This is a genomic window from Kitasatospora xanthocidica (assembly GCF_014656195.1).
GTDB lineage: Bacteria > Actinomycetota > Actinomycetes > Streptomycetales > Streptomycetaceae > Kitasatospora > Kitasatospora xanthocidica.
Genome location: NZ_BNBY01000032.1, coordinates 30,435 through 52,337, shown reverse-complemented (window position 1 = coordinate 52,337; position 21,903 = coordinate 30,435). Strand labels below are relative to the sequence as shown.

Below are 21,903 nucleotides of genomic sequence, written 5' to 3'. Positions count from 1 at the left end.
GCTATACAGGCTCTAGCCGATATTTCAATCCATGGCTTATCCTGGCTGGAGCACACCCGTATCCGGAAGGAGGCCAGGCCCCATGACCGCCACGGACCCCGCGCTCACCGCCCTCGCCAGCGGTTGGGGCGCACTGTCCCTCCTGCACGGCAGGATCGAGTCGCACATCGAGCGCGCCCTGCAGTCCAAGCACGACCTGAGCGTGCGGGAGTACTCGCTGCTCGACGTCCTCAGCCGCCAGCACGACGGCGAGGGCGGGCACCTGCAGATGAAGCAGGTCGCCGACGCCGTCGTGCTCAGCCAGAGCGCCACCACCCGCCTGGTCACCCGCCTGGAGGACCGCGGCCTGCTGGCGCGCTACCTGTGCCCGACCGACCGCCGCGGGATCTACACCAACGTGAGCGAGGACGGCCTGAAGCTCCTGGAGGAGGCCCGGCCGACCAACGACGCCGCCCTGCGGGAGGCGCTCGACGAGGCCGCCCGGAACCCCGAGCTGGTCTCGCTGGTCAAGGCGGTCGAGGCCGTGGACGCCGCCGCACCCCGCCCCTGACCCCGGGCGGCCCGCCGGCCGCTCCCCCGCCACCCCCACCGGGCCCGACCCGTCCCCGCCGCCCCGCGACACCGGACGGATCGGGCCCGTCGGCGTTTCCGGACGGCCCCGCGCCGCCCCTCCCACCACATCCTCCTGCACACGCCTCCTGTCTGCGCTTGCACTTATCGCGCGTCTGCAACTATTGTGAAAGCACGCTAGACGCCCACTCAAGCACTCACGGAAGGGTTCGGGCCCATGCCCCTCGCACTCCTCGCCCTGGCCATCGGCGCGTTCGGGATCGGGACCACCGAGTTCGTGATCATGGGCCTGCTGCCCCAGATCGCCGGCGACTACGGCGTCTCCATCCCCGACGCGGGCCTGCTGGTCACCGGCTACGCCCTCGGCGTCGTCATCGGCGCCCCGCTGATGACCGCCCTCGGCACCCGGATCAGCCGCAAGACGATGCTGATGCTGCTGATGGGCCTGTTCGTGGTCGGCAACCTGCTCTCCGCGGTCGCCCCGAACTTCCCGCTGATGCTGGCCGGTCGCATCGTGACCTCACTGGCCCACGGCGCCTTCTTCGGCATCGGCTCCGTCGTCGCCGCCGAACTGGTCGCCCCCGAGAAGAAGGCCGGCGCCATCGCCACCATGTTCACCGGGCTGACCGTCGCCAACATCGTCGGCGTGCCGGCCGGCACCTTCATCGGCCAGGCCGTCGGCTGGCGCACCACCTTCGGCATCGTCGCCGTGCTCGGCGTGGCCGGCCTGCTCGGCATCGCCAGGCTGGTGCCCGCCACGCCGCGCCCCGAGGGCGCCCACCTGCGCCGCGAGCTGACCGCCTTCCGCAACCCTCAGGTGCTGCTGGCGATGGCGATGACCGTCCTCGGCTTCGGCGGCGTCTTCGCCGCGATCACCTACATCGCGCCGATGATGACCAACGTCGCCGGCTACTCCGAGGGCGCGGTCACCTGGCTGCTGGTGCTGTTCGGCGTCGGGATGTTCCTCGGCAACCTGCTCGGCGGCAAGTTCGCCGACCGCAAGCTGATGCCGATGCTCTACACCACCCTCGGCGGCCTCGCGGTCGTCCTGGCGGTGTTCACCCTCACCGCGCACAGCAAGGTCCTCGCCGCCGTCACCGTCCTGCTCGTCGGCGCCCTCGGCTTCGCCACCGTGCCGCCGCTGCAGAAGCGGGTGCTGGACCAGGCCCACGGCGCGCCCACCCTGGCCTCGGCCGTCAACATCGGGGCGTTCAACCTCGGCAACGCGCTGGCCGCCTGGCTCGGCGGGATCGTCATCGCCGGCGGCCTCGGCTACACCGCCCCGAACTGGGTCGGCGCCGCCCTCGCCGCCGCCGCGCTCCTGCTCGCCCTCTGGTCCGCCGCCCTGGAGCGCCGCGCCCCCGCGGCCTCGGCCGCCGCCGCCCCCGCACCGGCCGCCGTCCCCGTCCACCACTGACCGATCGCTCCCGCCTTCCCCCCTCCCCCTTCACCCCTGGAGAAGCACCACCATGAGCACCACCACCGCCGTCGCCCCGCTGACCACCGCCGACGCCGAGACCCTCGTCTCCGCCGCCCGCGCCGCCGCCGAGGCGGCCGGGGCCACGGTCAGCGTCACCGTCCTGGACGCGGGCGGGCACCTGCTCGCCTTCCGCCGCGACGACCGCGCCGTGCTGATCTCCGGCGAGACCAGCACCCGCAAGGCCTACACCGCCCTCCAGCTGAACGCCCCGACCGCCGACCTGGTCGACCTCGTCAAGCCGGACGGCCCGTTCCACTCCCTGCCCACCGCGCTGGACCGCCCCCTGCTGTTCATCGCCGGCGGCATCCCCGTCCACCGCGACGGCCGCCTGATCGGCGCCATCGGCATCGGCGGCGGCGCCCCCGAGCAGGACCACTCCTTCGCCACCACCGCCCTGGAGCAGCTCGCCTGACGGAGCGGCCCGCCTGACAGCGACCCCGCCCGCTCCGCCCGACGGCGGCCCCGCCCCCGACGGGCGGGGCCGCCGTTCCCCTGTGCCCGGACGGAGCGAGGGCGAGGTCCGGGCCGCCTCAGGGGCGGGTGGCGGTGACCAGCCAGGCGGAGGTGCGCAGCCGTACGCCGTCGGGTCGGGCGTGGGGGGCGAGGGCGGTGGTGAGGGCGGCGCGGACGCGGTCGGTGCCGGTGGGGGTGCCGGCGGGGGCCGGGTGGGTGTGGTCGAGCAGGTCGGCCAGGTGGCGGGCGGGGCCGGAGCCAAGGAGGTGGCCGGCGGCGTCGGCGGCGTCGCGGCCGAAGTGTCCGTGGGCCTCGGCGGGTTCGGTGCGGACGTCGGTGAGGGCGGCGGCGTCGAGGACGCGGTGGATCTCGGCGGGGTCGGCGAGGGAGAACATGCCGGGGCCGGTGGGCGGGGCGGCGGCCCGCGGCGGGAGCGGGAGTGCGGCGCGCGCCTGCTCGAAGACCCGGACCCATTCGGTGCGGGCCGGGTCGGCCATGCAGACGAAGGCGAGGCGGCCGCCGGGGCGCAGGGCGCGGGCGATGTTGGCGAAGGCGGCGGCGGGGTCCTCGAAGAACATGATCCCGAAGCGGCTGATCGCGACGTCGAAGGCGGCGGTGGGCAGGGGGTGGATCTGGGCGTCGCCCTGCTCGAAGACGACGCGGTCCCGTTCGGCGGTCAGGGCGCGGGCCCGTTCCAGCATCGGGGCGGAGAGGTCGAGGCCGAGGACGGAGCCGCGGGTGGCGGCGTCGGCGGCGCGGCGGGTGGTGTGTCCGGCGCCGCAGCCGATGTCGAGGACGCGGTCGTCGGGGGTGATCGCGGCGGCGGCGAGGAGCAGCGGGTCGAAGCCTTCGTTGACGGCGTCCCAGCGGTCGTGGTGGTCGCTCCAGTGTCGGCCTTCGTCGCCGTTCCAGGCGTGGTTCTGGGCGGTGTTGACGGGTGTGCGCATGGGTTCGCTCCTGCCGGACCACTAGTATGGGCGAGTGCCCATAGCAAGGTATGGGCCAGTGCCCATACTGTGCAAGACCCTTTCCGGAGGACCTGGATGTCACCACGCGGCGTAGCGATCCCCGACGCGCGGGAGCGGCTGTTCGCGGCGGCCGAGCGCGTGCTCGCCCGGGAGGGGCCGGCCGGGCTGACCAACCGGTCCGTCACCGAGGAGGCGGACTGCGCGAAGGGGCTGCTGTACAACCACTTCGCCGACCTGGACGACTTCGTGGCCCAGCTCGTCCTGGACCGCTTCGAGCGGATCGCCGCCGAGGTCGCCCCGCTGCCGGAGCGGGCGGGCAGCGGGGACGTACGGGAGAACCTGGCCGGCGCCGCGCTCGTCCTGCTCGGCACCACCGGGCCGGTGATCGCGGCGGCGGCGGTCTCCCGGCAGGGCGCCGCGCAGCGGGTGCGGCTGGCCTGGGAGGCCGGCGCGCCGGGGCCGGACGCGGTCGAGGTCGCGCTCGCCCGCTACCTGGAGGCCGAGCAGCGGCTGGGCCGGGTCGGCGCGGACGCCGACTGCGCGATGCTGGCGCTCGCCCTCGCGGGCTCGGTCCACCACCTGCTGATGTACGGGGACCGGGCGGCCGACGGCCCCGCGCTGGTCCGGCGGCTGGTCGCCGCGCTGCTCCCCGGGGTGTGAGCCGGAAACCGGTACGGCGCCCTGAACGGTCAGGCCGTCAGGCGCAGTTCGACGGCGGCCTGGACGATGTTGGCCTGGTGCTCCGCCTGGCGGGCCACCGGGAGCCAGACGGGGCGGAAGCGGTGCTGGTAGCGGGCGCACCAGTCGTGCAGGAGGGCGTCCAGCCGGGCGGCCTCCGGGGCGGTGCGGGCCCCGGCGGGCTCGATGGCGCGGCGCAGCAGGGCGGCGGCGCGCACGGGGACGCGGTGGGCCCACAGGTCGATGCCGGCGAGTTTGGCCCTGGTCATCAGGCCCGGTCGCAGCAGGCCGCGGCCGAGGGCGCCGGGGTCCCATTCGTCGGCGAGCTGTCCGGAGGCGGTCAGCGGGCTGCGGACGGCGCGCAGCAGGGCGGTGTCGTCGGCGGGCAGGTGGGGCAGGGCGGTGTCGAGCAGTTCGGTGAGCAGGGCGCCGCGGGTGCGCAGCCGGTCGGCGGCGGCGCTCAGGCCCCGGGGGGCGTCGTCGGCGGGGCGGGTGTCGCCGAGGCGGTCGCTGGTCCAGGCGGGCACTTCGACGATGACGGTCTCGCCGCCGTGGCGCTGCGGGGCGAACCAGGTGGAGGCGCGGACGCCGCCGGTGTCGCCGGGCCGGGCGGCGGGGTGCGGGGCGAGCATGCCGGTGCTGCTCTCCTGCCGGTCGATGTGGTGGGGTTCCATCAGGAAGACGCCGGGGCCGGATTCGCGCAGCCAGAAGGTGTCGTAGGTGCCGGTCTCGACGGGGATGCCGAGGGCGGCGGCGGAGGTGGCGAAGGGGGCGGCGAGGTCGGCCGGGTCGCGGGTGGCCTGGAGGAAGGTGCCGCCGACGTCCATGCTGTGCAGGGTGAACTGGAGGGCGGGGCGCAGTTCGTCGATGAGGTCGAGCAGGGCGCGGCTCTCGGGGAGCGGGGCGCCGATCGCCGGGGCCCATTCGGGCTGCTCCTCGGCGGCGGGGCGGAAGTAGCCGGCGAAGTACTCGGGCAGGGTGCGGGCGGTGACGGCGCGTCGGGCGAGGTGGGCGCCGTCGGGGTCGAGGCAGAGCAGGAAGTTCCAGGTCGCCGCGGTGCGCAGGGCGGGGCGGGCGAGGACCCGGTGGGCGAGTTCGACGGTGCTGGCGCGGCCGGCGAACTCGTCGGCGTGGGCGCCGGCCACGACCAGGACGTTGCGTTCGGCGCGGCCGACCGTCAGCAGGGTGAGGGGGCGGCCGGCGCGGGAGGTGCCGACGGTGCGCACCCGGCACAGGTCGGGCCGGGCGGCGGCCAGCCGGTGGGCGGTGTCGGCGAGTTCGGCGAGCGTGGGACAGCGGTCGTGGAGCAGGACCGCCTGGCCCGCGCCGGTCGAGGTGTCGGTGAGCATCCGGATTTCCCCCTGTGGTCGTCTCCCCCGGGCTGGGAGCGTACGACGGGCGGGGGCGTGGCGGGAGCGTCCCACACCGCCTTTGATCTGACGTATCATCCGATGATCTTGAAGGCTAGGAACGGGGATTTCGACATGGTCACGCGGATCGGCGCCGGCGCACGGGGGCTGGGCATCGGTATGGCGGCGATCGTCCTGGGAGGGGCGCTGAGCGCCTGCGGCTCCAGCGCGGTCTCGGGTGAACTGGCCGCCGGGGCACAGAAATGGGCGGACTTCACGACCGTGCTCTCCGACAAGGTCGCGCTGAAGCAGACCCTGCCCGGCCGAGCGGCCATGCCCGGCTGGGAGGTCCACAACAACAAGGTCTCCGTCAAGGACGGCACCGACGAGGACTGCCCGGGCTGCAAGCTCGAAGGCACCGCCGACTTCGAGGACGGCACCGTCACGGCCACGTTCAACATCACCACCTTCGCCACCAAGGAGCAGGCCGGCGCCTACCTCGCGAAGACGGCGACGGCGTTCGAGAAGAAGGCGGAGTCGCCGGCCAAGCTGGCGATGCCGACCATCGGCAGCGAGACCGTGGCCTACGGCGCCTCGTCCCGCAAGGGCCCGCGCAACATCGTGCTGATGCGGGTGGGCACCACCTTCGCGGGCGTCATGCTCCAGGAGTCCTCGGACGTCAAGCAGTTGGAGAAGCTGGCGACGGTACTGGCGCGGCGCGTCGAGCAGACGGCCGCCGGGCAGACCCCCGACGCCGCCCTGGACGCCCGCTGAGCGGGCCCTGAGCGGGCACTGAGCTGGCATTGAGCGGCCCCGCCGGTCGCGGGGGACGACCGGCGGGGCCGCGGGACCGGCGGGCGTGGCGGGGCCGGTCCCGGGACCGGTCAGGATTGGAGAAGCGCCGGGCGCCGTGCGGCCCCTAGCGTGATGGTCATGGCAACCACCGCTTCCACCGCAGCCCCCGCCTCCCTCGCGTCCGTCACCCTCGAGGTGGCCGACCCCGAGGCCGCCCGCCGCTTCTACCGCGCCTTCGGCGTGGACGCGTACGTACGCCTGCGGGCGTCCGGGGCGCACTCCGCCGGATTCCGCGGCTTCACCCTGGCGCTCACGGTGGCCGGGCCGGCCACCGTCGACGGCTTCGTCGGCGCCGCCGTGGACGCCGGCGCCACGGTGCTGAAGCCCGCCGCGAAGTCGCTGTGGGGCTACGGCGGCGTCGTCCAGGCCCCGGACGGGACGATCTGGAAGATCGCGACCTCGGCGAAGAAGGACACCGGCCCCGCCACCCGCGAGATCGACGAGGTCGTCCTGCTGATCGGCGTCGAGGACGTGAAGGCCACCAGGCAGTTCTACGTCGGCCGGGGCCTGACCGTGGCCAAGAGCTTCGGCGGCAAGTACACCGAGTTCGCCCCCGGCCAGGCCGGCCCCGGTCGGCCCGGCCCCGTCAAGCTGGCGCTGTACAAGCGCCGCGCCCTCGCCAAGGACCTCGGCGTCCCCGCCGACGGCACCGGTTCGCACCGCGTCGTCCTCGGCGGCACCGCCGACGCCTTCGCCGACCCGGACGGCTTCGCCTGGGAGGCCGCCGCGCCGCCCGCCCCGGTGCCGTCCTGACGGCCGGCCCGGCCGGACCCCGGACGGCGGGCCCGGGAGCGGGTCAGGCGCGGCGGGCCCGGGGGCGGCGGGTCAGGTGCGGGTGAGGCGGGCGGCGTCGAACTCGGCCCAGATCGTCTTGCCCCGGCCGTGCGGCTCGGCGCCCCAGCGGTCGGCCAGCCGCTCCACGATGACCAGGCCGTGGCCGCCGGGCAGGGCCGGCTCGTGCGGCAGCCGCGGGGCGGGCAGGGCCGGGCTGCGGTCGCTGACGCCGACCCGCAGCCGGGCCCCGGTGGCGTCCAGGAGCAGTTCCAGCGGGCCGTCGCCGTGCAGCATGGCGTTGGCGACGAGTTCCGCCACCAGCAGGAGGACGTCCGCGGCCACGCCCTCGCCGGTGCACGCGTACCAGTCGGCCAGGGCGCCGGCAGTGAAGGTCCGGGCGTGGGCGACCGGCTTGGGGAGCCCGGCCAGGGTCAGCCGTCTGCGCTGGCCGCCGGCGGGCAGCGTACGCCCGGCTCGGTGCGGATCACCGTCGAGGGTTCCCCGGCTCATCGTCATACGAGGGCACCCTTCGGCTCGACGGCGGTTGTCGCATGGTCGGTTTCCCGGCGCTTTCGGGATTATGCACCGCCGCGGCCCGGCCCGCGGCCCGGACGGCACACCCCGTCGACACCCGGCCGACACGCGACCGGCACGCGACCGGCACCCGACCGGCACTCCGGTCACCACCCCGACGGCACTCCGGCCGACACCCCGTCGGCGCTCCGGCCGGCACTCCGGCCGCCGCCCGTGGACGGGCGGGCCCGACCGCGCCCCGCTCAGCCCGCCAGGGCGTCCTCGACCGAGGCGTGCAGGGAGAACACCGCCTGCGCGCCGGTCAGTTCGAGGACCCGCATGACGGTGGCCGACACGGCGGCCAGGTGCAGGGCGACGCCCTCCTCCCCCGCCGCGAGCCGCGTCTTGAGCAGCAGGTTCAGGCCGGAGGAGTCGCAGAAGCCGACCCCCGAGAGGTCGATCACCACCGCGCGGGGGCGCCGCGCGACCAGGGCGGCGAGCGCCTCCGCGGCCGGCCCCAGCGTCTCGATGTCGAGGTCGCCCGCCAGGACGCACACCGCCGCGCCGCCCGTCCCGGGACGGACCTCCACCGCCCGCTCCGCCCGGGCCCGCGCGGCCGCCGGGGCGGTCTGCCGCCGGTCGTCGTCGGATGGCGTCATCGTCGTCCCCTCGATAGCCCTGCCCTCCGACCTTACGGAGGTCGCGCCCGCGGGCCAAGCAGGGGTCACGGACCGGACGGTGCCCCGCGGCACGGTCAGGCGTCCTCCAGGCCTTCGCGCAGGCGCCGCAGGGTGCGGCCGAGCAGCCGGGAGACGTGCATCTGGGACAGCCCGAGGCGCTCCCCGATCTGGGACTGCGTCAGGTCCTCGCAGAACCGCATCGACAGGATCAGCCGGTCCCGCTCGGGCAGGGCGGCGACCAGCGGCTTGAGCGCCACCAGGTCCTCCACGAGGGAGAGGTCCGGGTCGTCCTCGCCGAGGCGCTCGGCCAGCGGGCCGGGGCCGTCGTCGTCCTCCGTGCCGAGGTCCAGGGAGCCGGCGGTGTGCCCGTTCGCGGCGGTCAGGCCCTCGATCACCTCCTCGGCGGAGAGGTCGAGGTGCTCGGCGAGTTCGGCGACCGTGGGGGCGCGGTCCAGCCGCTGCGCCAGGCCCTCCTGGGCGCGGGCCAGCACGATCCGCAGCTCCTGGAGGCGGCGCGGCACGTGGACGGCCCAGGTGGTGTCCCGGAAGTGCCGGCGGATCTCGCCGAGGACGGTCGGCAGGGCGAAGGTGGTGAACTCGACGCCGAGGCCGGGGTCGAAGCGGTCGATGGCCTTGATCAGGCCGACCGCGCCGACCTGCAGCAGGTCCTCCTGCGGCTCGCGGTGCGCGGTGAAGCGGCGGATCGCGAACCGCACCAGCGACAGGTTCATCTCCACCAGGGTCGCCCGGACGTAGGAGTACTCCCGCGTCCCCTCCTCCAGCGCACCGAGGCGCCGCAGCAGCACCCGGGTCAGCTCCCGCGCGTCGGCCGGGGCGATCTCCCGCGGGTCGTCGACGGCGGCCAGCCGCGACGGGAGCAGGTCCCGCAGCCCCCCGTCGGGCACGGCCGACGGGGACGACGGCCCACCCGTCGACGGATCGGCGGAAACGGGCAGTTCACCAGTGGGCGTGACCATCGGATTCCCTTCCTCCTGCGTCGGCGCGGTCGAAGGCCCCGGCTACCCGGTGAGGGCCGATCGATGCGCCCACCCGGGGTGGAGGTTTGGTGAAACCCCGGCGACTACCCCTGGAGGCGACGGCGAAACCTCCGGACGGCGGCTGCCCCCAACCCATCTGTACCTACTAGTATGTACGGCACGGTGTCGAGCCCGGCACCGGCCCGGCACCCGGCCCCGGAGGGGGAGTCGCCATGCCTTTCGTCCGCATCGACGCGTCCGGAGCCGACCCCGGCCGGCTCGACGCCCTCGGACGCGCCGTCCACCAGGCCCTGACGGAGACCCTCGGCATCCCGCCCGACGACCACTTCCAGGTGCTGACCGGACACGACGGCGTCAGCAGCGCGCTGCGCTACGGCGGCTACCTCGGCGTGCACCGGGACGAGGGCATCGTCTATGTGTCGATCACGCTGCGCGCCGGGCGCCCGGACGAGCGCAAGCGCGCCCTGTACCGCAGGATCGCCGAACTCGCCCACGCCCACGCGGGGACGGAGCCGCGCAACGTGTTCGTCGTCCTCACCGAGAACGCGCCGGTCGACTGGTCGCTCGGCCACGGCGAGGCCCAGTACGCCCCGGCGCCGCAGGAGGACCCCGCGCCGCAGGAGTGCCCCCCGGAGTGACCTGCGGGGGGCGGGCCGCGAAGCCGGCTAGCGCTGGTGGAGCTTGCGGGCCGCGGTGCGGATGGCGCGGGTGTAGGGGGCGTCCAGGGCGCGGGTGGGGGCGTCGAGTTCGGCGAAGGGCACCAGGGCCCGGTGGGTGTCGTCGGTGGCCTGGGTCCAGGCGGTCCAGGCGTTGTGGACGTCCTCGTCGGTGACCGCCTCGCCCTTGGCCTGGAGCAGGACGGCGTAGATGCGGAAGAGGTCGTCGGAGCCCGCGGGGGGTCTGGCCTCCGTGGGCAGGCAGTCGCGGATGAGTTCGGCGATGGGGTCGAGGTGGCTCATACGGCCAGTGTGCCGGTGACGAGGGTGCCGGTGAGCAGGATCAGGTGGGCTGCCGCGAAGACCACCGGCACGGCCCGCTCGCTGGTGCCGAGTTCGGTGTAGTGCTTGTGCCAGCGGCCCCGGCGGGAGGCGCTCCTGAGGGTGTCCCACTCGTCGGTGTAGATCCGCGCGGCGAGGTCCGCCTCCAGGGCGTTGATGACCTTGAACTTGGCGGCGTTGAGGTCGCGGTAGCTGCGCAGCTGCATCCACCAGGCGACGGAGAGGGTGATGCCGGCCAGCGCGACGGCGGTCGCCACCCACCACGGGGACTCGGAGAGCCTGGGTATGCCGAATCCGATGAGGGTGACCAGGGCGGTCTGCACGGACAGGAAGAAGGTGTTGGCGGTGCCCCGGCGGGCCGAGACGCGGTCGGCCATCTCCACGGCGAGTTTGTAGAGCTCCAGCAGTTCGTTCTGGCGGGTCGGCTCCGGCGGGACGGTCATCGCTGCTCCCTCGGGCGGGCGGGCGGCGGGGACGAACCGTTCGGGCACGGTGGCGCCCCCGCCTGCGCTGATGGAGCGTCATGTTCCCGGTGGGGGCGTGGTTCTACCGGCCGGGTGCGGAGGCGCTCGCCGTGGCGCCCGCCGAGGCCGTCGCCGTCGCGGTCGGGAGGCCCTGCAGCGCGGCCAGGGCCGCCAGGGCGCCCGCCTCGCCCTCCTCGTACTGGTGGGCGCGGGCGGTGCGCACGGCGGCGTCGAGGTGGCGGGCGGCCTCCTCCGGGTGGCCGGTGGCGGCGAGGGCGCGGCCGTAGAGGGTCTGCAGCAGGACCCGGCGGGCGGCGGGGAAGGGCGGTTCGGCCAGCGCCAGGCCGCGGGCGGCGTGGTGGGCGGCCTCCTCGGGCGCGCCGTCGGCCAGGCAGGCGTGGGCGAGGTGCTGGCGGGCGAGGGCGGCCAGGTCGGCGCGGTCGGCCCGCTCCGCGAGGGACAGGGCGCGCACCAGCAGGCCGCGCACCCGCGCGTTGCGGCCGTAGCGGCCGAGGGCGACGGCCAGGTTCATCAGGGCGACGGCCTGCGCGGCGCCGTCCCCGGCCCGGGCGGCGAGGTCGGGGGCGCGTTCCAGGTGGACGAGGGCCTGTTCGTGGCGGCCCTCCTCCAGCAGGACCCAGCCGAGCAGGGCGCGGGCGCGGGACTGGGCGGCGGGGTCGTGGTCGGCCTCGGCGGCGGCCAGGCCGTGTTCGAGCAGCGGCACCCAGCCGTCCCTGACCTGCCAGACGATCAGCGGCCACTGCAGCAGGACCAGGCGCCAGGCGCGGTCGTGCAGCCCGGCCGCGACCGCCGCGTCCACCGCGCCGCGCAGGGTGTCCCGTTCGGCGGCGTACCAGGCGAGGGCGCTCGCCCGGTCCGGGAAGGGGCGCACGTCGGCGGGCCGGGTGCCGGGCGGCAGGGCGCAGCAGGGTTCGCTGCCGGGTTCGGCGGCGTCGCAGGCGGCGACGAGGGTGTTCAGCAGGTGGTCGAGCAGGCGCGGCAGCACCTGGTCGTCGATGTCGCCGGGCAGGCTGCGGGCGTAGAGGCGGACGAGGTCGTGCAGGGTGTAGGCGTCGCGACCGATCTCGACGAGCAGGTGGGCGGTGGCGAGCTGGCCGAGCGCCGTGGCGGCCTCGGCGGGGCGGCAGTCGGCGAGCGCGGCGGCGGTGCGGCTGTCGAGGGTGGTGCCGGTGTGGGCGCCGAGGCGGTGGAACATCCGGCGGGCGGGTTCGGACAGGTGCTGGACGGTGAGGGCGAGGGTGGCGGCGACGCTGGTGTCCTCGATCTCCAGGAGGTCCAGCCGGCTCTGTTCGTCGGCGAGTTCGTCGACGAGCAGGGCGAGGTCGCGGGCCGGTCCGGTGGCGACCCGGGCGGCGGCCAGGCGCAGGGCGAGCGGCAGCCCGTCGCACAGGCAGGCCAGCCGGGCGGCGGCCTCGGGTTCGGCGGCGACCAGGTCGGCGCCGAGGGTGGCGGCGAGCAGGGTGACGGCCTGCGGGGGCGAGAGTTCGGCGAGCGGGACGGGGCGGGCGGCGTCGGAGGCGACCAGGCCGCCGAGCCGGTCGCGGCTGGTGACCAGGGTGACGCAGTCCTCGCCGTCGGGCAGCAGCGGGCGGACCTGGTCGGAGCGGCGGGCGTTGTCCAGGACGATGAGCATCCGGCGGTCGGCGGTCAGTTCCCGGTAGCGGGCGGCCAGCGCCTCGGGGGTGGCGGGCATCTGCTCGGCGGGCAGGCCCAGGCCGAGCAGCAGTTCGCGCAGCACGGCGGGGGTGGAACGTTCCGGCAGCGGGCTGTGGCCGCACAGGTCGACGAACAGCCGGCCGTCGGGGAAGTCGTCCTGGCGGCGGTGGGCCCAGTACAGGGCGAGGGTGGTCTTGCCGATCCCGGCGCCGCCGGTGACCACGGCGATCGCGCCCGGTCCGGCGGCGGCGCGGTCGAGCGCGGCCAGTTCGTCCTCGCGGCCGGAGAAGCCGCGCGGGCGCCGGGGGAAGGGCCAGGGCGCGGTGCGCGGCGGGCGGGCGGGCGGTACGGGAGTGGGCGGTACGGGTGTGGGCGGCGCGACCGGTGCGCCGGCGGCCCCAGGGGCGAGGGCCGCTCCGGACGCGGGGTGCGAGTCGGGGACGGAGGACAGCCCGCCGACGGTGGCCACCCGCGGCGGCGGGACCCGGTCGGAGCGGCGCGGCGGCGCGGCGGGGGTGTGCAGCAGGAAGTCGTAGGCCTCGACGAGGTCGGGGCCCGGGTCGATGCCCAGTTCCTCGGCCAGGGCCCGGCGGGTGCGGTGGAACCAGTCCAGCGCCTCCGAGCGCCGCCCGGCCCGGCCGAGCGCCAGGACGAGCGCGGCCACCAGCGGCTCGCGCAGCGGGTTCATGGTGGCCTCGGTGGACAGCACGCCGGCCGCGGCGCCGTGGTCGCCGAGCCGGCCGTGGGCGCGGGCCAGCTCCTCCACGGCGGCGAGCCGCAGTTCCTCCAGGGCGTGCGCGGCGCACTGCAGCGGGACGCTGGGCGCGGTGCCGGCCAGCGCGGGGCCGCGCCACAGCGCGAGCGCCTCCTGGAGCGCCGTGACGGCCTCGGCGGCGTCGGGCGTCGTGCGGGCGGAGCGCAGCAGGCGTTCGAAGCGGTCGGTGTCCACGGCGAGGTCGGGCACCCGCAGCAGGTAGGCGCCGCCGTCGGTGACCAGTTCGACGCCGCCGTCGGGCGCGCCGTGGGCGGCGAGCAGGGCGCGCAGGCCGGAGACGTGGTTGTGGATGACGGTGCGCGAGTGCCGGGGCGGTTCCTCGTCCCACAGGGTCTCGGTGAGCCGGTCGACGGTGACGGGGGCGCCGGGGTTGAGCAGCAGCATGGCCAGCAGGCTGCGCCGTTTGGCGGACCCTACCGGGAGTTCCCGGCCGTCCGCGGCCACCGCGGCCACCGATCCCAGCAGTCGGAAATCCAAGACCCGCCCCTCATTCAACGTGACAAGCATATGACAGTAGGCGATGCGGCGATCACGGGGTGTCGCCCGGGTGACGCCAAGGTGGCCACCGGATGACGGCCGGGTGCCACGGCTTCGGCCACCGCACCGCCGACCGGTCCGCGGCCCTTGGCCCAGAGCTTGCGCCGTGGACCGTACCGGCCGCCAGGGATCACCGGCGATCCGGAACGGCGGAACGCCCGAGCAGGCCCTGACCAGGGCGGATGCCGGACACCTGGAACGCGCGGCCGAAACGCGGACGGATTCGGCGGAACCCGCGGCGGCCACCAGAATGGTCCGGACCGATCTTCGGAAGTACAGAAAGCAGACCCCATCATGGATCTCGGCGTGCGCTGGAAGCTGCACGGTGACGGGCGCACGCCCGAACCGGGGGCGGTCGTCCGCCCCGACGAACGGCTCTCCTGGCCCCGCACCGTAGGACTCGGCGCCCAGCACGTGGTGGCGATGTTCGGGGCGAGCTTCGTGGCGCCCGTACTGATGGGGCTCGACCCCAACCTCGCGATCATGATGTCCGGCGTCGCCACCGTGATCTTCCTGCTGGCCACCCGCGGCCGGGTGCCCAGCTACCTGGGATGCTCGCTGTCCTTCGTGGGCGTCGCCGCGGTGATCCGGGCGCAGGGCGGCACCAGCGCCACCGTCACCGGCGCGGTGCTCGTGGTGGGCGTGGCGCTGTTCCTGGTGGGCGTCGCCGTCCAGCGGTTCGGGGCGCGGATCATCCACGCGGCGATGCCGCCGATCGTCACCGGCGCGGTCGTCATGCTGATCGGCTTCAACCTGGCCCCGGTCACCGCCTCGACGTACTGGCCGCAGGACCAGTGGACGGCGCTGCTGGTGATGTTCTTCACCGGGCTGGCCGTGGTCGGCCTGCGCGGCTTCTGGTCGCGGGTGGCGATCTTCCTGGGGCTGGTCTTCGGGTACGGGATCTCCTGGCTGTTCGACCGGGTCTTCGGGAAGATCCACTCGGTGGACGCGAGCGGGCACCTGACCGACCACTGGCGGCTGGACCTGTCCGGCGTCGGCAAGGCCGACTGGGTCGGCCTGCCCACCCTGCACGGCCCGTCCTTCCAGTGGTCCGCGATCCTGGTCGCGCTGCCCGTGGTGATCGCGCTGGTCGCCGAGAACGCCGGGCACGTCAAGGCCGTCGGCGAGATGACCGGCGCCAACCTGGACGACAAGCTCGGCACCGCGATCTCCGCGGACGGCGTCGCCTCCATCCTCTCCACCGCGGTCGGCGGCCCGCCGAACACCACGTACTCGGAGAACATCGGCGTCATGGCCGCCACCCGGGTCTACTCCACCGCCGCGTACTGGGCCGCCGCCGGCTTCGCCCTGCTCTTCGGCCTCTGCCCCAAGTTCGGCGCCATCGTGGCCGCCATCCCCGGCGGGGTGCTCGGCGGCATCACCGTCATCCTCTACGGCATGATCGGCCTGCTCGGCGCGCAGATCTGGACCAAGTCCGGGGTCGACCTGCGCAACCCGCTCAACCTGGTGCCGGCCGCGGCGGGCATCATCATCGGCATCGGCAACGTGACGCTCAAGTTCACCGACACCTTCAGCCTCAGCGGCATCGCGCTGGGCACCCTCGTCGTCATCACCGGCTACCACGCGCTGCGGGCACTGGCCCCGGCCCACCTCAAGACGCAGGAGCCGCTGCTGGACGAGGGCACCTCCTCGTACGACGAGCAGGCCGGGACCGGCACCGGGAGCTGACGGGGGCACCGGCGGAAGTGGTCGCAGGATTACTTCCGCCGGTGTTTCCGCCTGGTTTGAAAGCCCGACGGATGGTCGAATCGCTGCGTAAGCCCACGTCGCAGCCCATTTCGACCTCGGGAGAGGCATGTCCCTGCTGTCCGACCGCCGCAAGCTCACCTACGGGGGCGTGGCCACCGCCGTACTCGCGCTCTCCTGGGCCTCCGTGACCCCCAGCAGCGCGGCGGGCCAGGTCCTGTGGACCCCGAGCACGAGCAAGGGCCCGTCCTCCTTCCCCTCCGTGCAGTGCGCCTCGGGCAACTTCAAGGTCGTCAACGACGCGGCCAAGGGCAAGGTGTGGCGGGCGTACCAGGCGGCCGGCGAGGAGCGCTGCGAGACGGTCGGCCCCGACCTGAAGAACGGCGACACCTTCTACCTGGGGTGGTCGTCCAAGGTCGACATCAAGGACGACAACAGCCGGTACGTGTTCCAGCTGAAGTGCTCGCCGAGCACCGACACCGCCAACCACCCGATCGAGATCGACGCCACCAACGGCCGCATCCGGCTGCAGGAGTGGGACACCGAGCACGTGTCGCACACCCTGTGGACCGCGCCGACGACGAACGGCCAGTGGCACTCGTACGCGCTGAAGATCCGTCTCGGTAGGACCGACGGAACGATCGACTTCTGGTTCGACGGCAAGAAGCAGACCTTCACCACCGGCTCCGGCACCTTCAAGGGCACCACCTGGGACGGCGACCGGAACTACCTGAAGTGGGGCTCGTACCACGAGTCCACGGCAGACGCGACGAACACCTTCACCAGCCCGGTGATGGCGACGACCCTTGAGGCGGCCACCGCCGGCTCGTAGGCCCCCGCACCACCTCGGGCCCGGACCGCTTGTGGGGGCGGTCCGGGCCCGAGGCTTTTTCAGAGGTCGCGCCCGGGTCCTCACCCCTGCCGACAGGCCCGGACGAGCAACGTGTCGGCCGAGCGTGAACCCGAAGTAGCGGAGGGGAGCCGGTCGATACTGATCTCCGTGAACCCAGCCTCGTCCAGCAGCTTCGTCCAGACGTGCTCTTGGAGGACCCAGCGGCGCATCGTTGTCGGAGTGCCGTCCGAGGTACGGGCCGGGATGTCGGCGTGCCGGACGTCCGGCTCGGCGGGCGCTCCACCGACGTAGCACCCCAGGGTGGAGGCGACGAGAAGTCCGCCGGGACGCAGGGCACGGGCGGCGACGGAAAGCAGTCGGCGGGGGTCGGCAAAGCAGAGGCTGCCGAACACCGAGTAGAGGACGTCGTACTCGTCCGGATGCGCGTCCAGGTGCTCGATCGCGTCGGCGTGCAGTGGGCGCAGGCGCGGCGCGAGACAGCCGTAGAGGCTGCATGCCATCGCGTGCTGGGCGGAGGAGGCATCGATGGCGTCGACCCGGGCCGGGGCCTGGTGGGCGACGAGGTGGGCGGCGTGTCGGGCTGCGCCCGCGCCGAGGTCGGCCACGACGAGATCGGTGAGGTCACCCAGTACCTCGGCCCCCGGTCCGCCGTCCTGGGCCCAGACCCAGGAGAAGGAGTCGGGGACGGTCCGGTCGGTGTCGGCCCGGGAGCGGCCGTAGTGGTGCCAGAGGTCTGGCTCGGCGCCTTGGGCGGGGGAGGTGGTCTTCACCCGGGCCATCCTGGTGCCCGGTGCACCCGGGCGTAGGGATTCGGGTGAACCGCACCCGTCCGTGTTGCGGTGGTCCCGGCCGGGCCGGGACCACCGCAACTAGCCGATCAGTGCGAGTCATTGCCGGGGTGGCAGGGGCTGCAGTTGGCGGCGTCGGCCCACAGCGGAAGGTCCACGTCCCAGCCGTCGGCGGCGATGAGCCGGGCGGTGCGCAGGACGGTGCCGTCGTTCTTGAACTCGACGGCCGGCACGTGGTGCAGGAAGTGGCCCTCGTTGTGGGTCCGGCACAGCTCGGCGTAGGCGACGGTGTCCAGGATGATCGTGTGGACGCCGATGTCCACCAGCGAGCTGGGGCCGAGGCTCAGGTGTTCGCCGCGATGGGCCATCGCGGTCAGCAGGTAGGCGTAGCCCTGGCCGAGGACGCGGGTGGCCATGACGGAGTCGTAGGGGTAGTCGCGCATCAGCAGGTTGACCTGCTTGTCCCACAGATCGGTGGGGATGTGGTCGCGAACGTTCCGGAGCGGGCCGACGATCGGGTCGGTGGGTGCAACTGCGGTTGCCATGGTTCCTCCGACTGCTGTTGGGGCACCTGGTGGTGGCGGGCACTGCCCGGCACCACTGTGAAAAACTACGGACCAACCCCTTTGCGCATCAAGGAAGTTGCGAAGAATTGCGGGCCCTTCACCCCAGCGCTTCGATCGCTGCGGTGATCAGTGCGCGAGCGGCGCCGCCGTGCACGGCCAGCTCGGCGAAACGGGCGAACGTCCGTGCGTAGAGGGCCAGATCGCTGGGCGCGGTCACGGTGACCTGGGCCGACAACAGCTCCACCCCGGCCTGCCGGTCGTCGAAGAGGTTGAAGGTCTCGGTCGGCCACATGGTGCGGGCAGCCGTGAACGGGATGACGCCCAGCGACACCGACGGCATCGACATGACCCCGAGCAGATGGCCGAGCTGCCCGGCCATCACCTCGTCGTCGCCGATCCGGTACCGCAGGACGGACTCCTCGATGACCGCGACGAACCGGCGCCCTCCTCCGAAGACGACGCCGGAACGGGCGAGCCGGGCCTCGACGGCGGCTTCCACATCGTCCGGGGTCTGGCGGACGTCGGCCACAATGCGCAGCAGGGCACCGGCGTACTCCCTGGTCTGCAGGGCACCGGGGACTACGCGGGAAGAGTAGGCGCGGAAGTGGCGGGTTCGGGTGTAGAGCGGTACCCGGGCTTCCTGTGCCCGGCGCAGGCCTGTGCGAGTGATCCGCCGCCACTCGACGTACAGGGAGTCCGCGGCCCTGTTCGAGGCGACCAGGTCGGCCGCCTGGTCGTCGGCTCCACAGGCTCGACACCAGGCTCGGACGTCGGAGTCCGACGGGGCGACCTTGGCGTTGAGGATTCGGGAGGTCTTGGCCGGATGCCAGCCGCAGCGGGCCGACAGTTCCCCGCCCTTCAGGCCGGCGTCGCGCATCAGCTCGCCGAGGCGCGCGGCGAGGGCCAGACGGGCAGCCTGGGCGCCGGAGGACGGGGAGATCGACATCGATGCTGTTGGCCAGTGCCTACGTAATCAGACGGCGTACTTCTCGTGCGGCACGGCCCGCTCCCAGGCCGTCTCGAACGCGGTGGCGCACAGGCCGGCGACTGCGGGGTCGTCGCTGAAGGACGGCCCGGCGGACTCCCCGTCACCTGTGAAGTGGTTGAACCGCACCAACTCGCCGTCGAACAACCAGAAGTCGTTACCCGGCAAGGCGATGTCCGACGCCTGCCTCCGGGGCAGCCACCGGATCCGCTCGCCCGCGGCGATGTTGGTGAAGGTGCCGGAGTGCTCGAACCGGATGTACTCCGACACCGGCTCGGACACGATCCGGACGCGCCTGATCTCGACGCCCCGGGTGACGGTCTCCTCGATCAGTGTCAGCCACGGCCGCCACCAGGACGCCCGGTCGTCAGGGTCGTGGCGGAAGCCGTCCCGCCACGCCGCGAATGCCCCGATCTCCTTGGCCACGCTGTAGGAGTCGCGCATCTCCAAATGGACTGCGCTGGATCGGGCGGCGGCCAGCTGCTCAGCGAACGTCGGCACCTTCTGCGGCATCGCACGCCTTCCTCAAGATCGGCACCATCCGCGCCGGCAGCCGGACCACATCCTCCGTGCTGGGGATGCTGCCGGTCTCCAGGCACTTGGCGCGCAGGTTCTCGGCGGCCTTCCAGCCCTGCACGACGATCTCGTCAGCTTCGTCGTCGTACCAGACGGTCGGGCACTCGTCGTCCCCCGTGTTGGGGTCTATCCCGATCAACCGTAGTGCCATGCCGACTCCCTCTCGCAAGCTGATTGCGCGGATTTGCCAGACGTTCCACGACTGAGCGACCACCGTCAAGACCCCCCATCACGGCATATCCGGCTGCAGAAGTGGGACACCGAGCACGTGTCGCACACGCTGTGGGCACGCCGACGACGAACACCTTCACCGGCCCGGTGATGGCCACCACCCTGGAAGCCGCCACCGCCGGCTCATAGGCCCCCGCACCAGCCGCAGGCCCGGACCGCTTGTGGGGGCGGTCCGGGCCTGCGGCATGTCTGGGTTCAGATGTCGCCGAACTCGCCACCGCGGACAGCCGCGACGAACGACTCCCAGGCTGCAGAGGGGAAGAGGAGAGCCGGGCCCTGGGGGTCCTTGGAGTCACGGACCGGCGCCAGACCGGGGAAGTCTGCGGTTACCTCGATGCAGTCACCACCGTTGTTGCTGTAGCTACTCCTGAACCATGCAGCGCTGGCCAGGTCCACACGATCCGCCATGACGCTCCTCTCAGACCTCGCCGAACTCGCCGCCACGGACAGCAGCGACAAACGACGCCCACTCTTCGATCGGGAAGACGAGGGCAGGCCCCTGAGGGTCCTTCGAGTCACGGACGGGGGCCAGGCCGGCGAAGTCGGCGGTGACCTCGACGCAAGTACCGCCGTTGTTGCTGTAGGAGGACTTGAACCACTGGGCGTCGGCCAGGTCTACACGGGGAATCATGACGTTCCTCTCACGCCTTGCTTGCGGATCTTCTCCAGTGACGCGGCCTTCGACAGCGCTTCCACCTGGAGCTGACGGAAGTCCCGCTCCCAAGCCTGAGCAGTCTCGGCGTCTCGCGCGAGGAAGCCACGCAACTGGCACTCCGAGTATGCCAGGAGTGTTCGATCCGTCATGGTCAACAGCGTGACAACCATGGTGAACGGCAGTTCCTCTGCCAGCGAGAACGGCGCCACCTGGATGGTGATGTTCGGACGGCTCGCAAGGTCTTCAAGATGCGCCAACTGCCGCGCCATGACCTTGGGCCCTCCCACCTTTCGCAGGAGGGCCCCCTCGTCCAGGACGAAGTGCAGGCGCGGCGCCGACTTCTGGCCAAGAAGCTTCTGGCGTGTGGCCAGGAAGTCGAGTCGATCCGCCGCCTGCTCCTCGGTGATGCTGCCGCGTCGTACGGCCGCGTGTGCAAAGGCGGCGGCGTACTCCATCGTCTGCATCAGGCCAGGCACGATGCCCAGCTCGAAGTGGGAGATCCCCTGAGCTCGTGCCTCTTGCTGCGCATACTCGGGAAACCCTTCCAGCAAGGACGAGCCGCTGAGACTCCAGTACGTCAGTTCCAGCGATCCACTGGCATCCAGGGCCCCGTCAGCGACACGGACCCAGTCGAGTGTGGGATTGCGCGTCCCTCTTTCGAGGTTCGAAATCTGACTATCACTCAGCACCGTCCGCTTGCCGAGTTGGGTCTGCGTCAGGCCCGCCGCCTTGCGCAACCTGCGCAGTTGGGCCCCAAACGCCTTGAGGGGCGAAGCCGATGGATCCAGCTGAGACTCACGCATCGTCAGGCCTCCGACGCCAAGCGAATACCACAACGGGAAACTGTCAAGTGGGAACGCCTTCCGATAGTAGGGGCAACCACGCCACCATGGCTACACCCGGTAATTCACCGGAAGCACAGTGCTACCTGTGGAGCCCCCATGCCCGACGCGCAGGACCCCTCCTTCTTCCAACTCCACGAGGTGGTACGGGACTTCAGCCGCCACGAGAGCGTCTTCATCGACGTCGAGTTCGGCAAGGCGGTTCTCCGGCCGCTGGGGGCGAGCGGCCCCCTGCGGCGGGTCGCGCTCTCCTCGATCCGGCCGCTGGAGCCCCGGGAGTTCGCGCCGGGGACCTGCGGGACGTCGCGTCGCCGGCCGTTCGACGGGTGGCCTTTGCCCTCCGACAGCAATTCCTCACATCTGGAGCAGAGTTGAGCAAGGCCCTCTTCAGCAGCAAGCCCCCCGGCCGGCGGTCGGGCCAGCAGGTCCTCGTCCTGCGCGAGGACCCCGGAGGGTCGGGCGACTTCTTCGTCCTCCTGGTCGACTCCGTCCACCAGGACGGGCTGACGCTGCCCGGCGGCAGCGCCGAGCAGAACGAGCTCCCCCACCTCGCCGCCCGCCGTCACCTCGAAACGCAGACCGGGCTCGTCCTCCCGCTGCGCACCATCCTCACGGTCGACTACTCCCCCGCCGCCGAACTCCCCGAGGGCCTCGACTTCGTGTACGCGGGCGGGGTGGTCACCTCCCGTCAGGCCGGGGCCGTCCGCCCCCACCAACCGCCGCAGGACGTCCGCGCCCTGCACTGGGCTCCGCAGGCCAAGCTGCGCCGGGTCATGACGGACCACCAGTACCGCCGCGTCGAGGACGCCTGGGACGCGTGGGAGCACGGCGCCGGCGTCCCCCTCCTCGTCCGGGGCGTCCCGGTCCCGGTCGGCTGACCGGGACCTCAACCGGCGACGACGCCCGCGAGCCCGGACCGCGAACGGTCCGG

General features: G+C 73.2%; 27 protein-coding genes. 11 read left to right on the top strand and 16 right to left on the bottom strand.

The window, feature by feature from the left end:
• Positions 1-82: 82 nt before the first annotated feature.
• The 3 genes from IE332_RS34735 (at position 83) to IE332_RS34725 (ending at position 2,462) form a co-directional block, all read left to right on the top strand.
• A complete protein-coding gene (locus IE332_RS34735; RefSeq protein ID WP_189924433.1) occupies positions 83-550 on the top strand; it encodes a MarR family winged helix-turn-helix transcriptional regulator in 468 nt (155 codons plus the stop codon).
• A 237-nt stretch (positions 551-787) separates the two neighbouring features.
• Positions 788-1,987, top strand: a complete 1,200-nt coding sequence (locus IE332_RS34730) for an MFS transporter (protein WP_189924431.1) — start codon at positions 788-790, stop codon at positions 1,985-1,987.
• Between the two features lie 52 nt (positions 1,988-2,039).
• On the top strand, positions 2,040-2,462 hold the full coding sequence (locus IE332_RS34725) for a GlcG/HbpS family heme-binding protein (protein WP_189924429.1): 423 nt from the start codon (positions 2,040-2,042) through the stop codon (positions 2,460-2,462).
• 118 nt (positions 2,463-2,580) lie between these two features.
• Here the strand turns inward: IE332_RS34725 and IE332_RS34720 are convergent, their stop codons facing one another.
• Entirely contained in the window at positions 2,581-3,450 is an 870-nt protein-coding gene (locus IE332_RS34720) for a class I SAM-dependent methyltransferase (RefSeq protein WP_189924427.1), read from the bottom strand.
• 96 nt (positions 3,451-3,546) lie between these two features.
• Here IE332_RS34720 and IE332_RS34715 point away from each other — a divergent pair, with 96 nt between their 5' ends.
• Positions 3,547-4,131 carry a TetR/AcrR family transcriptional regulator gene (locus IE332_RS34715; RefSeq protein ID WP_189924425.1) on the top strand — a complete coding sequence of 195 codons (585 nt, stop codon included), beginning with the start codon at positions 3,547-3,549 and terminating at the stop codon, positions 4,129-4,131.
• A gap of 29 nt (positions 4,132-4,160) precedes the next feature.
• Here IE332_RS34715 and IE332_RS34710 read toward each other — a convergent pair whose 3' ends face one another.
• Positions 4,161-5,498: a M14 family zinc carboxypeptidase gene (locus IE332_RS34710; RefSeq protein ID WP_189924423.1), complete on the bottom strand. Its 1,338-nt coding sequence runs from the start codon at positions 5,496-5,498 to the stop codon at positions 4,161-4,163.
• 135 nt (positions 5,499-5,633) lie between these two features.
• On the opposite strand from IE332_RS34710, the gene IE332_RS34705 reads away from it, so the two are divergent.
• Together IE332_RS34705 and IE332_RS34700 are read left to right on the top strand one after the other, a co-directional pair.
• Complete coding sequence (locus IE332_RS34705; protein ID WP_189924421.1) at positions 5,634-6,272, top strand: hypothetical protein; 639 nt, start codon at positions 5,634-5,636, stop codon at positions 6,270-6,272.
• A 153-nt stretch (positions 6,273-6,425) separates the two neighbouring features.
• Positions 6,426-7,106 carry a VOC family protein gene (locus IE332_RS34700; RefSeq protein ID WP_189924419.1) on the top strand — a complete coding sequence of 227 codons (681 nt, stop codon included), beginning with the start codon at positions 6,426-6,428 and terminating at the stop codon, positions 7,104-7,106.
• Positions 7,107-7,178: 72 nt separating this feature from the next.
• On the opposite strand, the gene IE332_RS34695 is transcribed toward IE332_RS34700, so the two are convergent.
• The 3 genes from IE332_RS34695 to IE332_RS34685 all read right to left on the bottom strand — a co-directional run bounded on the left by IE332_RS34695 (position 7,179) and on the right by IE332_RS34685 (position 9,297).
• Positions 7,179-7,643, bottom strand: coding sequence for an ATP-binding protein (locus IE332_RS34695; protein ID WP_189924417.1), 465 nt, complete (start codon positions 7,641-7,643; stop codon positions 7,179-7,181).
• 260 nt (positions 7,644-7,903) lie between these two features.
• Positions 7,904-8,299: an STAS domain-containing protein gene (locus IE332_RS34690; RefSeq protein ID WP_189924415.1), complete on the bottom strand. Its 396-nt coding sequence runs from the start codon at positions 8,297-8,299 to the stop codon at positions 7,904-7,906.
• 95 nt (positions 8,300-8,394) lie between these two features.
• Positions 8,395-9,297 carry a SigB/SigF/SigG family RNA polymerase sigma factor gene (locus IE332_RS34685; protein WP_189924413.1) on the bottom strand — a complete coding sequence of 301 codons (903 nt, stop codon included), beginning with the start codon at positions 9,295-9,297 and terminating at the stop codon, positions 8,395-8,397.
• Between the two features lie 233 nt (positions 9,298-9,530).
• Here IE332_RS34685 and IE332_RS34680 point away from each other — a divergent pair, with 233 nt between their 5' ends.
• Positions 9,531-9,956: a tautomerase family protein gene (locus IE332_RS34680; protein WP_189924411.1), complete on the top strand. Its 426-nt coding sequence runs from the start codon at positions 9,531-9,533 to the stop codon at positions 9,954-9,956.
• A 27-nt stretch (positions 9,957-9,983) separates the two neighbouring features.
• On the opposite strand, the gene IE332_RS34675 is transcribed toward IE332_RS34680, so the two are convergent.
• From IE332_RS34675 to IE332_RS34665, 3 genes are all read right to left on the bottom strand, one after another.
• Positions 9,984-10,277, bottom strand: a complete 294-nt coding sequence (locus IE332_RS34675; protein WP_189924408.1) for a DUF7701 domain-containing protein — start codon at positions 10,275-10,277, stop codon at positions 9,984-9,986.
• Complete coding sequence (locus IE332_RS34670) at positions 10,274-10,759, bottom strand: RipA family octameric membrane protein (RefSeq protein ID WP_189924406.1); 486 nt, start codon at positions 10,757-10,759, stop codon at positions 10,274-10,276. Before IE332_RS34670 ends, IE332_RS34675 begins: the two co-directional genes overlap by 4 nt.
• A 103-nt stretch (positions 10,760-10,862) precedes the next feature.
• Entirely contained in the window at positions 10,863-13,709 is a 2,847-nt protein-coding gene (locus IE332_RS34665; protein ID WP_189924404.1) for an AfsR/SARP family transcriptional regulator, read from the bottom strand.
• A 354-nt stretch (positions 13,710-14,063) separates the two neighbouring features.
• On the opposite strand from IE332_RS34665, the gene IE332_RS34660 reads away from it, so the two are divergent.
• Positions 14,064-15,458, top strand: coding sequence for a uracil-xanthine permease family protein (locus tag IE332_RS34660; RefSeq protein WP_189924402.1), 1,395 nt, complete (start codon positions 14,064-14,066; stop codon positions 15,456-15,458).
• A 127-nt stretch (positions 15,459-15,585) separates the two neighbouring features.
• Positions 15,586-16,308: a heparin lyase I family protein gene (locus tag IE332_RS34655; protein ID WP_189924400.1), complete on the top strand. Its 723-nt coding sequence runs from the start codon at positions 15,586-15,588 to the stop codon at positions 16,306-16,308.
• A gap of 80 nt (positions 16,309-16,388) precedes the next feature.
• On the opposite strand, the gene IE332_RS34650 is transcribed toward IE332_RS34655, so the two are convergent.
• From IE332_RS34650 to IE332_RS34615, 8 genes are all read right to left on the bottom strand, one after another.
• Positions 16,389-17,099, bottom strand: coding sequence for a class I SAM-dependent methyltransferase (locus IE332_RS34650; RefSeq protein ID WP_229929147.1), 711 nt, complete (start codon positions 17,097-17,099; stop codon positions 16,389-16,391).
• 107 nt (positions 17,100-17,206) lie between these two features.
• A complete protein-coding gene (locus IE332_RS34645; RefSeq protein ID WP_189924390.1) occupies positions 17,207-17,662 on the bottom strand; it encodes a glycine-rich domain-containing protein in 456 nt (151 codons plus the stop codon).
• A gap of 118 nt (positions 17,663-17,780) precedes the next feature.
• Positions 17,781-18,629, bottom strand: a complete 849-nt coding sequence (locus IE332_RS34640) for a helix-turn-helix domain-containing protein (RefSeq protein ID WP_189924388.1) — start codon at positions 18,627-18,629, stop codon at positions 17,781-17,783.
• Between the two features lie 27 nt (positions 18,630-18,656).
• Positions 18,657-19,181, bottom strand: coding sequence for a DUF6879 family protein (locus tag IE332_RS34635; protein ID WP_189924386.1), 525 nt, complete (start codon positions 19,179-19,181; stop codon positions 18,657-18,659).
• Positions 19,153-19,395 (bottom strand): hypothetical protein, encoded by a 243-nt coding sequence (locus tag IE332_RS34630; RefSeq protein WP_189924384.1) that lies wholly within the window; start codon positions 19,393-19,395, stop codon positions 19,153-19,155. Before IE332_RS34630 ends, IE332_RS34635 begins: the two co-directional genes overlap by 29 nt.
• Positions 19,396-19,670: 275 nt before the next feature.
• Positions 19,671-19,883 (bottom strand): DUF397 domain-containing protein, encoded by a 213-nt coding sequence (locus tag IE332_RS34625; protein WP_189924382.1) that lies wholly within the window; start codon positions 19,881-19,883, stop codon positions 19,671-19,673.
• 10 nt (positions 19,884-19,893) lie between these two features.
• Complete coding sequence (locus IE332_RS34620; protein WP_189924380.1) at positions 19,894-20,106, bottom strand: DUF397 domain-containing protein; 213 nt, start codon at positions 20,104-20,106, stop codon at positions 19,894-19,896.
• Entirely contained in the window at positions 20,103-20,933 is an 831-nt protein-coding gene (locus tag IE332_RS34615) for a helix-turn-helix domain-containing protein (protein WP_189924378.1), read from the bottom strand. Before IE332_RS34615 ends, IE332_RS34620 begins: the two co-directional genes overlap by 4 nt.
• A 138-nt stretch (positions 20,934-21,071) precedes the next feature.
• Here IE332_RS34615 and IE332_RS34610 point away from each other — a divergent pair, with 138 nt between their 5' ends.
• Positions 21,072-21,347: a hypothetical protein gene (locus tag IE332_RS34610; RefSeq protein WP_189924376.1), complete on the top strand. Its 276-nt coding sequence runs from the start codon at positions 21,072-21,074 to the stop codon at positions 21,345-21,347.
• Positions 21,344-21,850, top strand: coding sequence for an NUDIX domain-containing protein (locus IE332_RS34605; protein ID WP_189924374.1), 507 nt, complete (start codon positions 21,344-21,346; stop codon positions 21,848-21,850). The genes IE332_RS34610 and IE332_RS34605 overlap by 4 nt, the downstream gene beginning before the upstream one ends.
• Positions 21,851-21,903: the final 53 nt, after the last annotated feature.

What these genes read in the sequence shown, in the direction of transcription:
- IE332_RS34655 (WP_189924400.1), top strand. Translation starts at nt 15,586, where the DNA reads ATGTCCCTGCTGTCCGACCGCCGCAAGCTCACCTACGGGGGCGTGGCC.
- IE332_RS34685 (WP_189924413.1), bottom strand. Translation starts at nt 9,297, where the DNA reads ATGGTCACGCCCACTGGTGAACTGCCCGTTTCCGCCGATCCGTCGACG.
- IE332_RS34675 (WP_189924408.1), bottom strand. Translation starts at nt 10,277, where the DNA reads ATGAGCCACCTCGACCCCATCGCCGAACTCATCCGCGACTGCCTGCCC.
- IE332_RS34625 (WP_189924382.1), bottom strand. Translation starts at nt 19,883, where the DNA reads ATGGCGGATCGTGTGGACCTGGCCAGCGCTGCATGGTTCAGGAGTAGC.
- IE332_RS34615 (WP_189924378.1), bottom strand. Translation starts at nt 20,933, where the DNA reads ATGCGTGAGTCTCAGCTGGATCCATCGGCTTCGCCCCTCAAGGCGTTT.
- IE332_RS34710 (WP_189924423.1), bottom strand. Translation starts at nt 5,498, where the DNA reads ATGCTCACCGACACCTCGACCGGCGCGGGCCAGGCGGTCCTGCTCCAC.
- IE332_RS34690 (WP_189924415.1), bottom strand. Translation starts at nt 8,299, where the DNA reads ATGACGCCATCCGACGACGACCGGCGGCAGACCGCCCCGGCGGCCGCG.
- IE332_RS34645 (WP_189924390.1), bottom strand. Translation starts at nt 17,662, where the DNA reads ATGGCAACCGCAGTTGCACCCACCGACCCGATCGTCGGCCCGCTCCGG.
- IE332_RS34715 (WP_189924425.1), top strand. Translation starts at nt 3,547, where the DNA reads ATGTCACCACGCGGCGTAGCGATCCCCGACGCGCGGGAGCGGCTGTTC.
- IE332_RS34660 (WP_189924402.1), top strand. Translation starts at nt 14,064, where the DNA reads ATGGATCTCGGCGTGCGCTGGAAGCTGCACGGTGACGGGCGCACGCCC.
- IE332_RS34620 (WP_189924380.1), bottom strand. Translation starts at nt 20,106, where the DNA reads ATGATTCCCCGTGTAGACCTGGCCGACGCCCAGTGGTTCAAGTCCTCC.
- IE332_RS34735 (WP_189924433.1), top strand. Translation starts at nt 83, where the DNA reads ATGACCGCCACGGACCCCGCGCTCACCGCCCTCGCCAGCGGTTGGGGC.
- IE332_RS34680 (WP_189924411.1), top strand. Translation starts at nt 9,531, where the DNA reads ATGCCTTTCGTCCGCATCGACGCGTCCGGAGCCGACCCCGGCCGGCTC.
- IE332_RS34640 (WP_189924388.1), bottom strand. Translation starts at nt 18,629, where the DNA reads ATGTCGATCTCCCCGTCCTCCGGCGCCCAGGCTGCCCGTCTGGCCCTC.
- IE332_RS34705 (WP_189924421.1), top strand. Translation starts at nt 5,634, where the DNA reads ATGGTCACGCGGATCGGCGCCGGCGCACGGGGGCTGGGCATCGGTATG.
- IE332_RS34720 (WP_189924427.1), bottom strand. Translation starts at nt 3,450, where the DNA reads ATGCGCACACCCGTCAACACCGCCCAGAACCACGCCTGGAACGGCGAC.
- IE332_RS34670 (WP_189924406.1), bottom strand. Translation starts at nt 10,759, where the DNA reads ATGACCGTCCCGCCGGAGCCGACCCGCCAGAACGAACTGCTGGAGCTC.
- IE332_RS34730 (WP_189924431.1), top strand. Translation starts at nt 788, where the DNA reads ATGCCCCTCGCACTCCTCGCCCTGGCCATCGGCGCGTTCGGGATCGGG.
- IE332_RS34610 (WP_189924376.1), top strand. Translation starts at nt 21,072, where the DNA reads ATGCCCGACGCGCAGGACCCCTCCTTCTTCCAACTCCACGAGGTGGTA.
- IE332_RS34695 (WP_189924417.1), bottom strand. Translation starts at nt 7,643, where the DNA reads ATGACGATGAGCCGGGGAACCCTCGACGGTGATCCGCACCGAGCCGGG.
- IE332_RS34700 (WP_189924419.1), top strand. Translation starts at nt 6,426, where the DNA reads ATGGTCATGGCAACCACCGCTTCCACCGCAGCCCCCGCCTCCCTCGCG.
- IE332_RS34630 (WP_189924384.1), bottom strand. Translation starts at nt 19,395, where the DNA reads ATGGCACTACGGTTGATCGGGATAGACCCCAACACGGGGGACGACGAG.
- IE332_RS34635 (WP_189924386.1), bottom strand. Translation starts at nt 19,181, where the DNA reads ATGCCGCAGAAGGTGCCGACGTTCGCTGAGCAGCTGGCCGCCGCCCGA.
- IE332_RS34725 (WP_189924429.1), top strand. Translation starts at nt 2,040, where the DNA reads ATGAGCACCACCACCGCCGTCGCCCCGCTGACCACCGCCGACGCCGAG.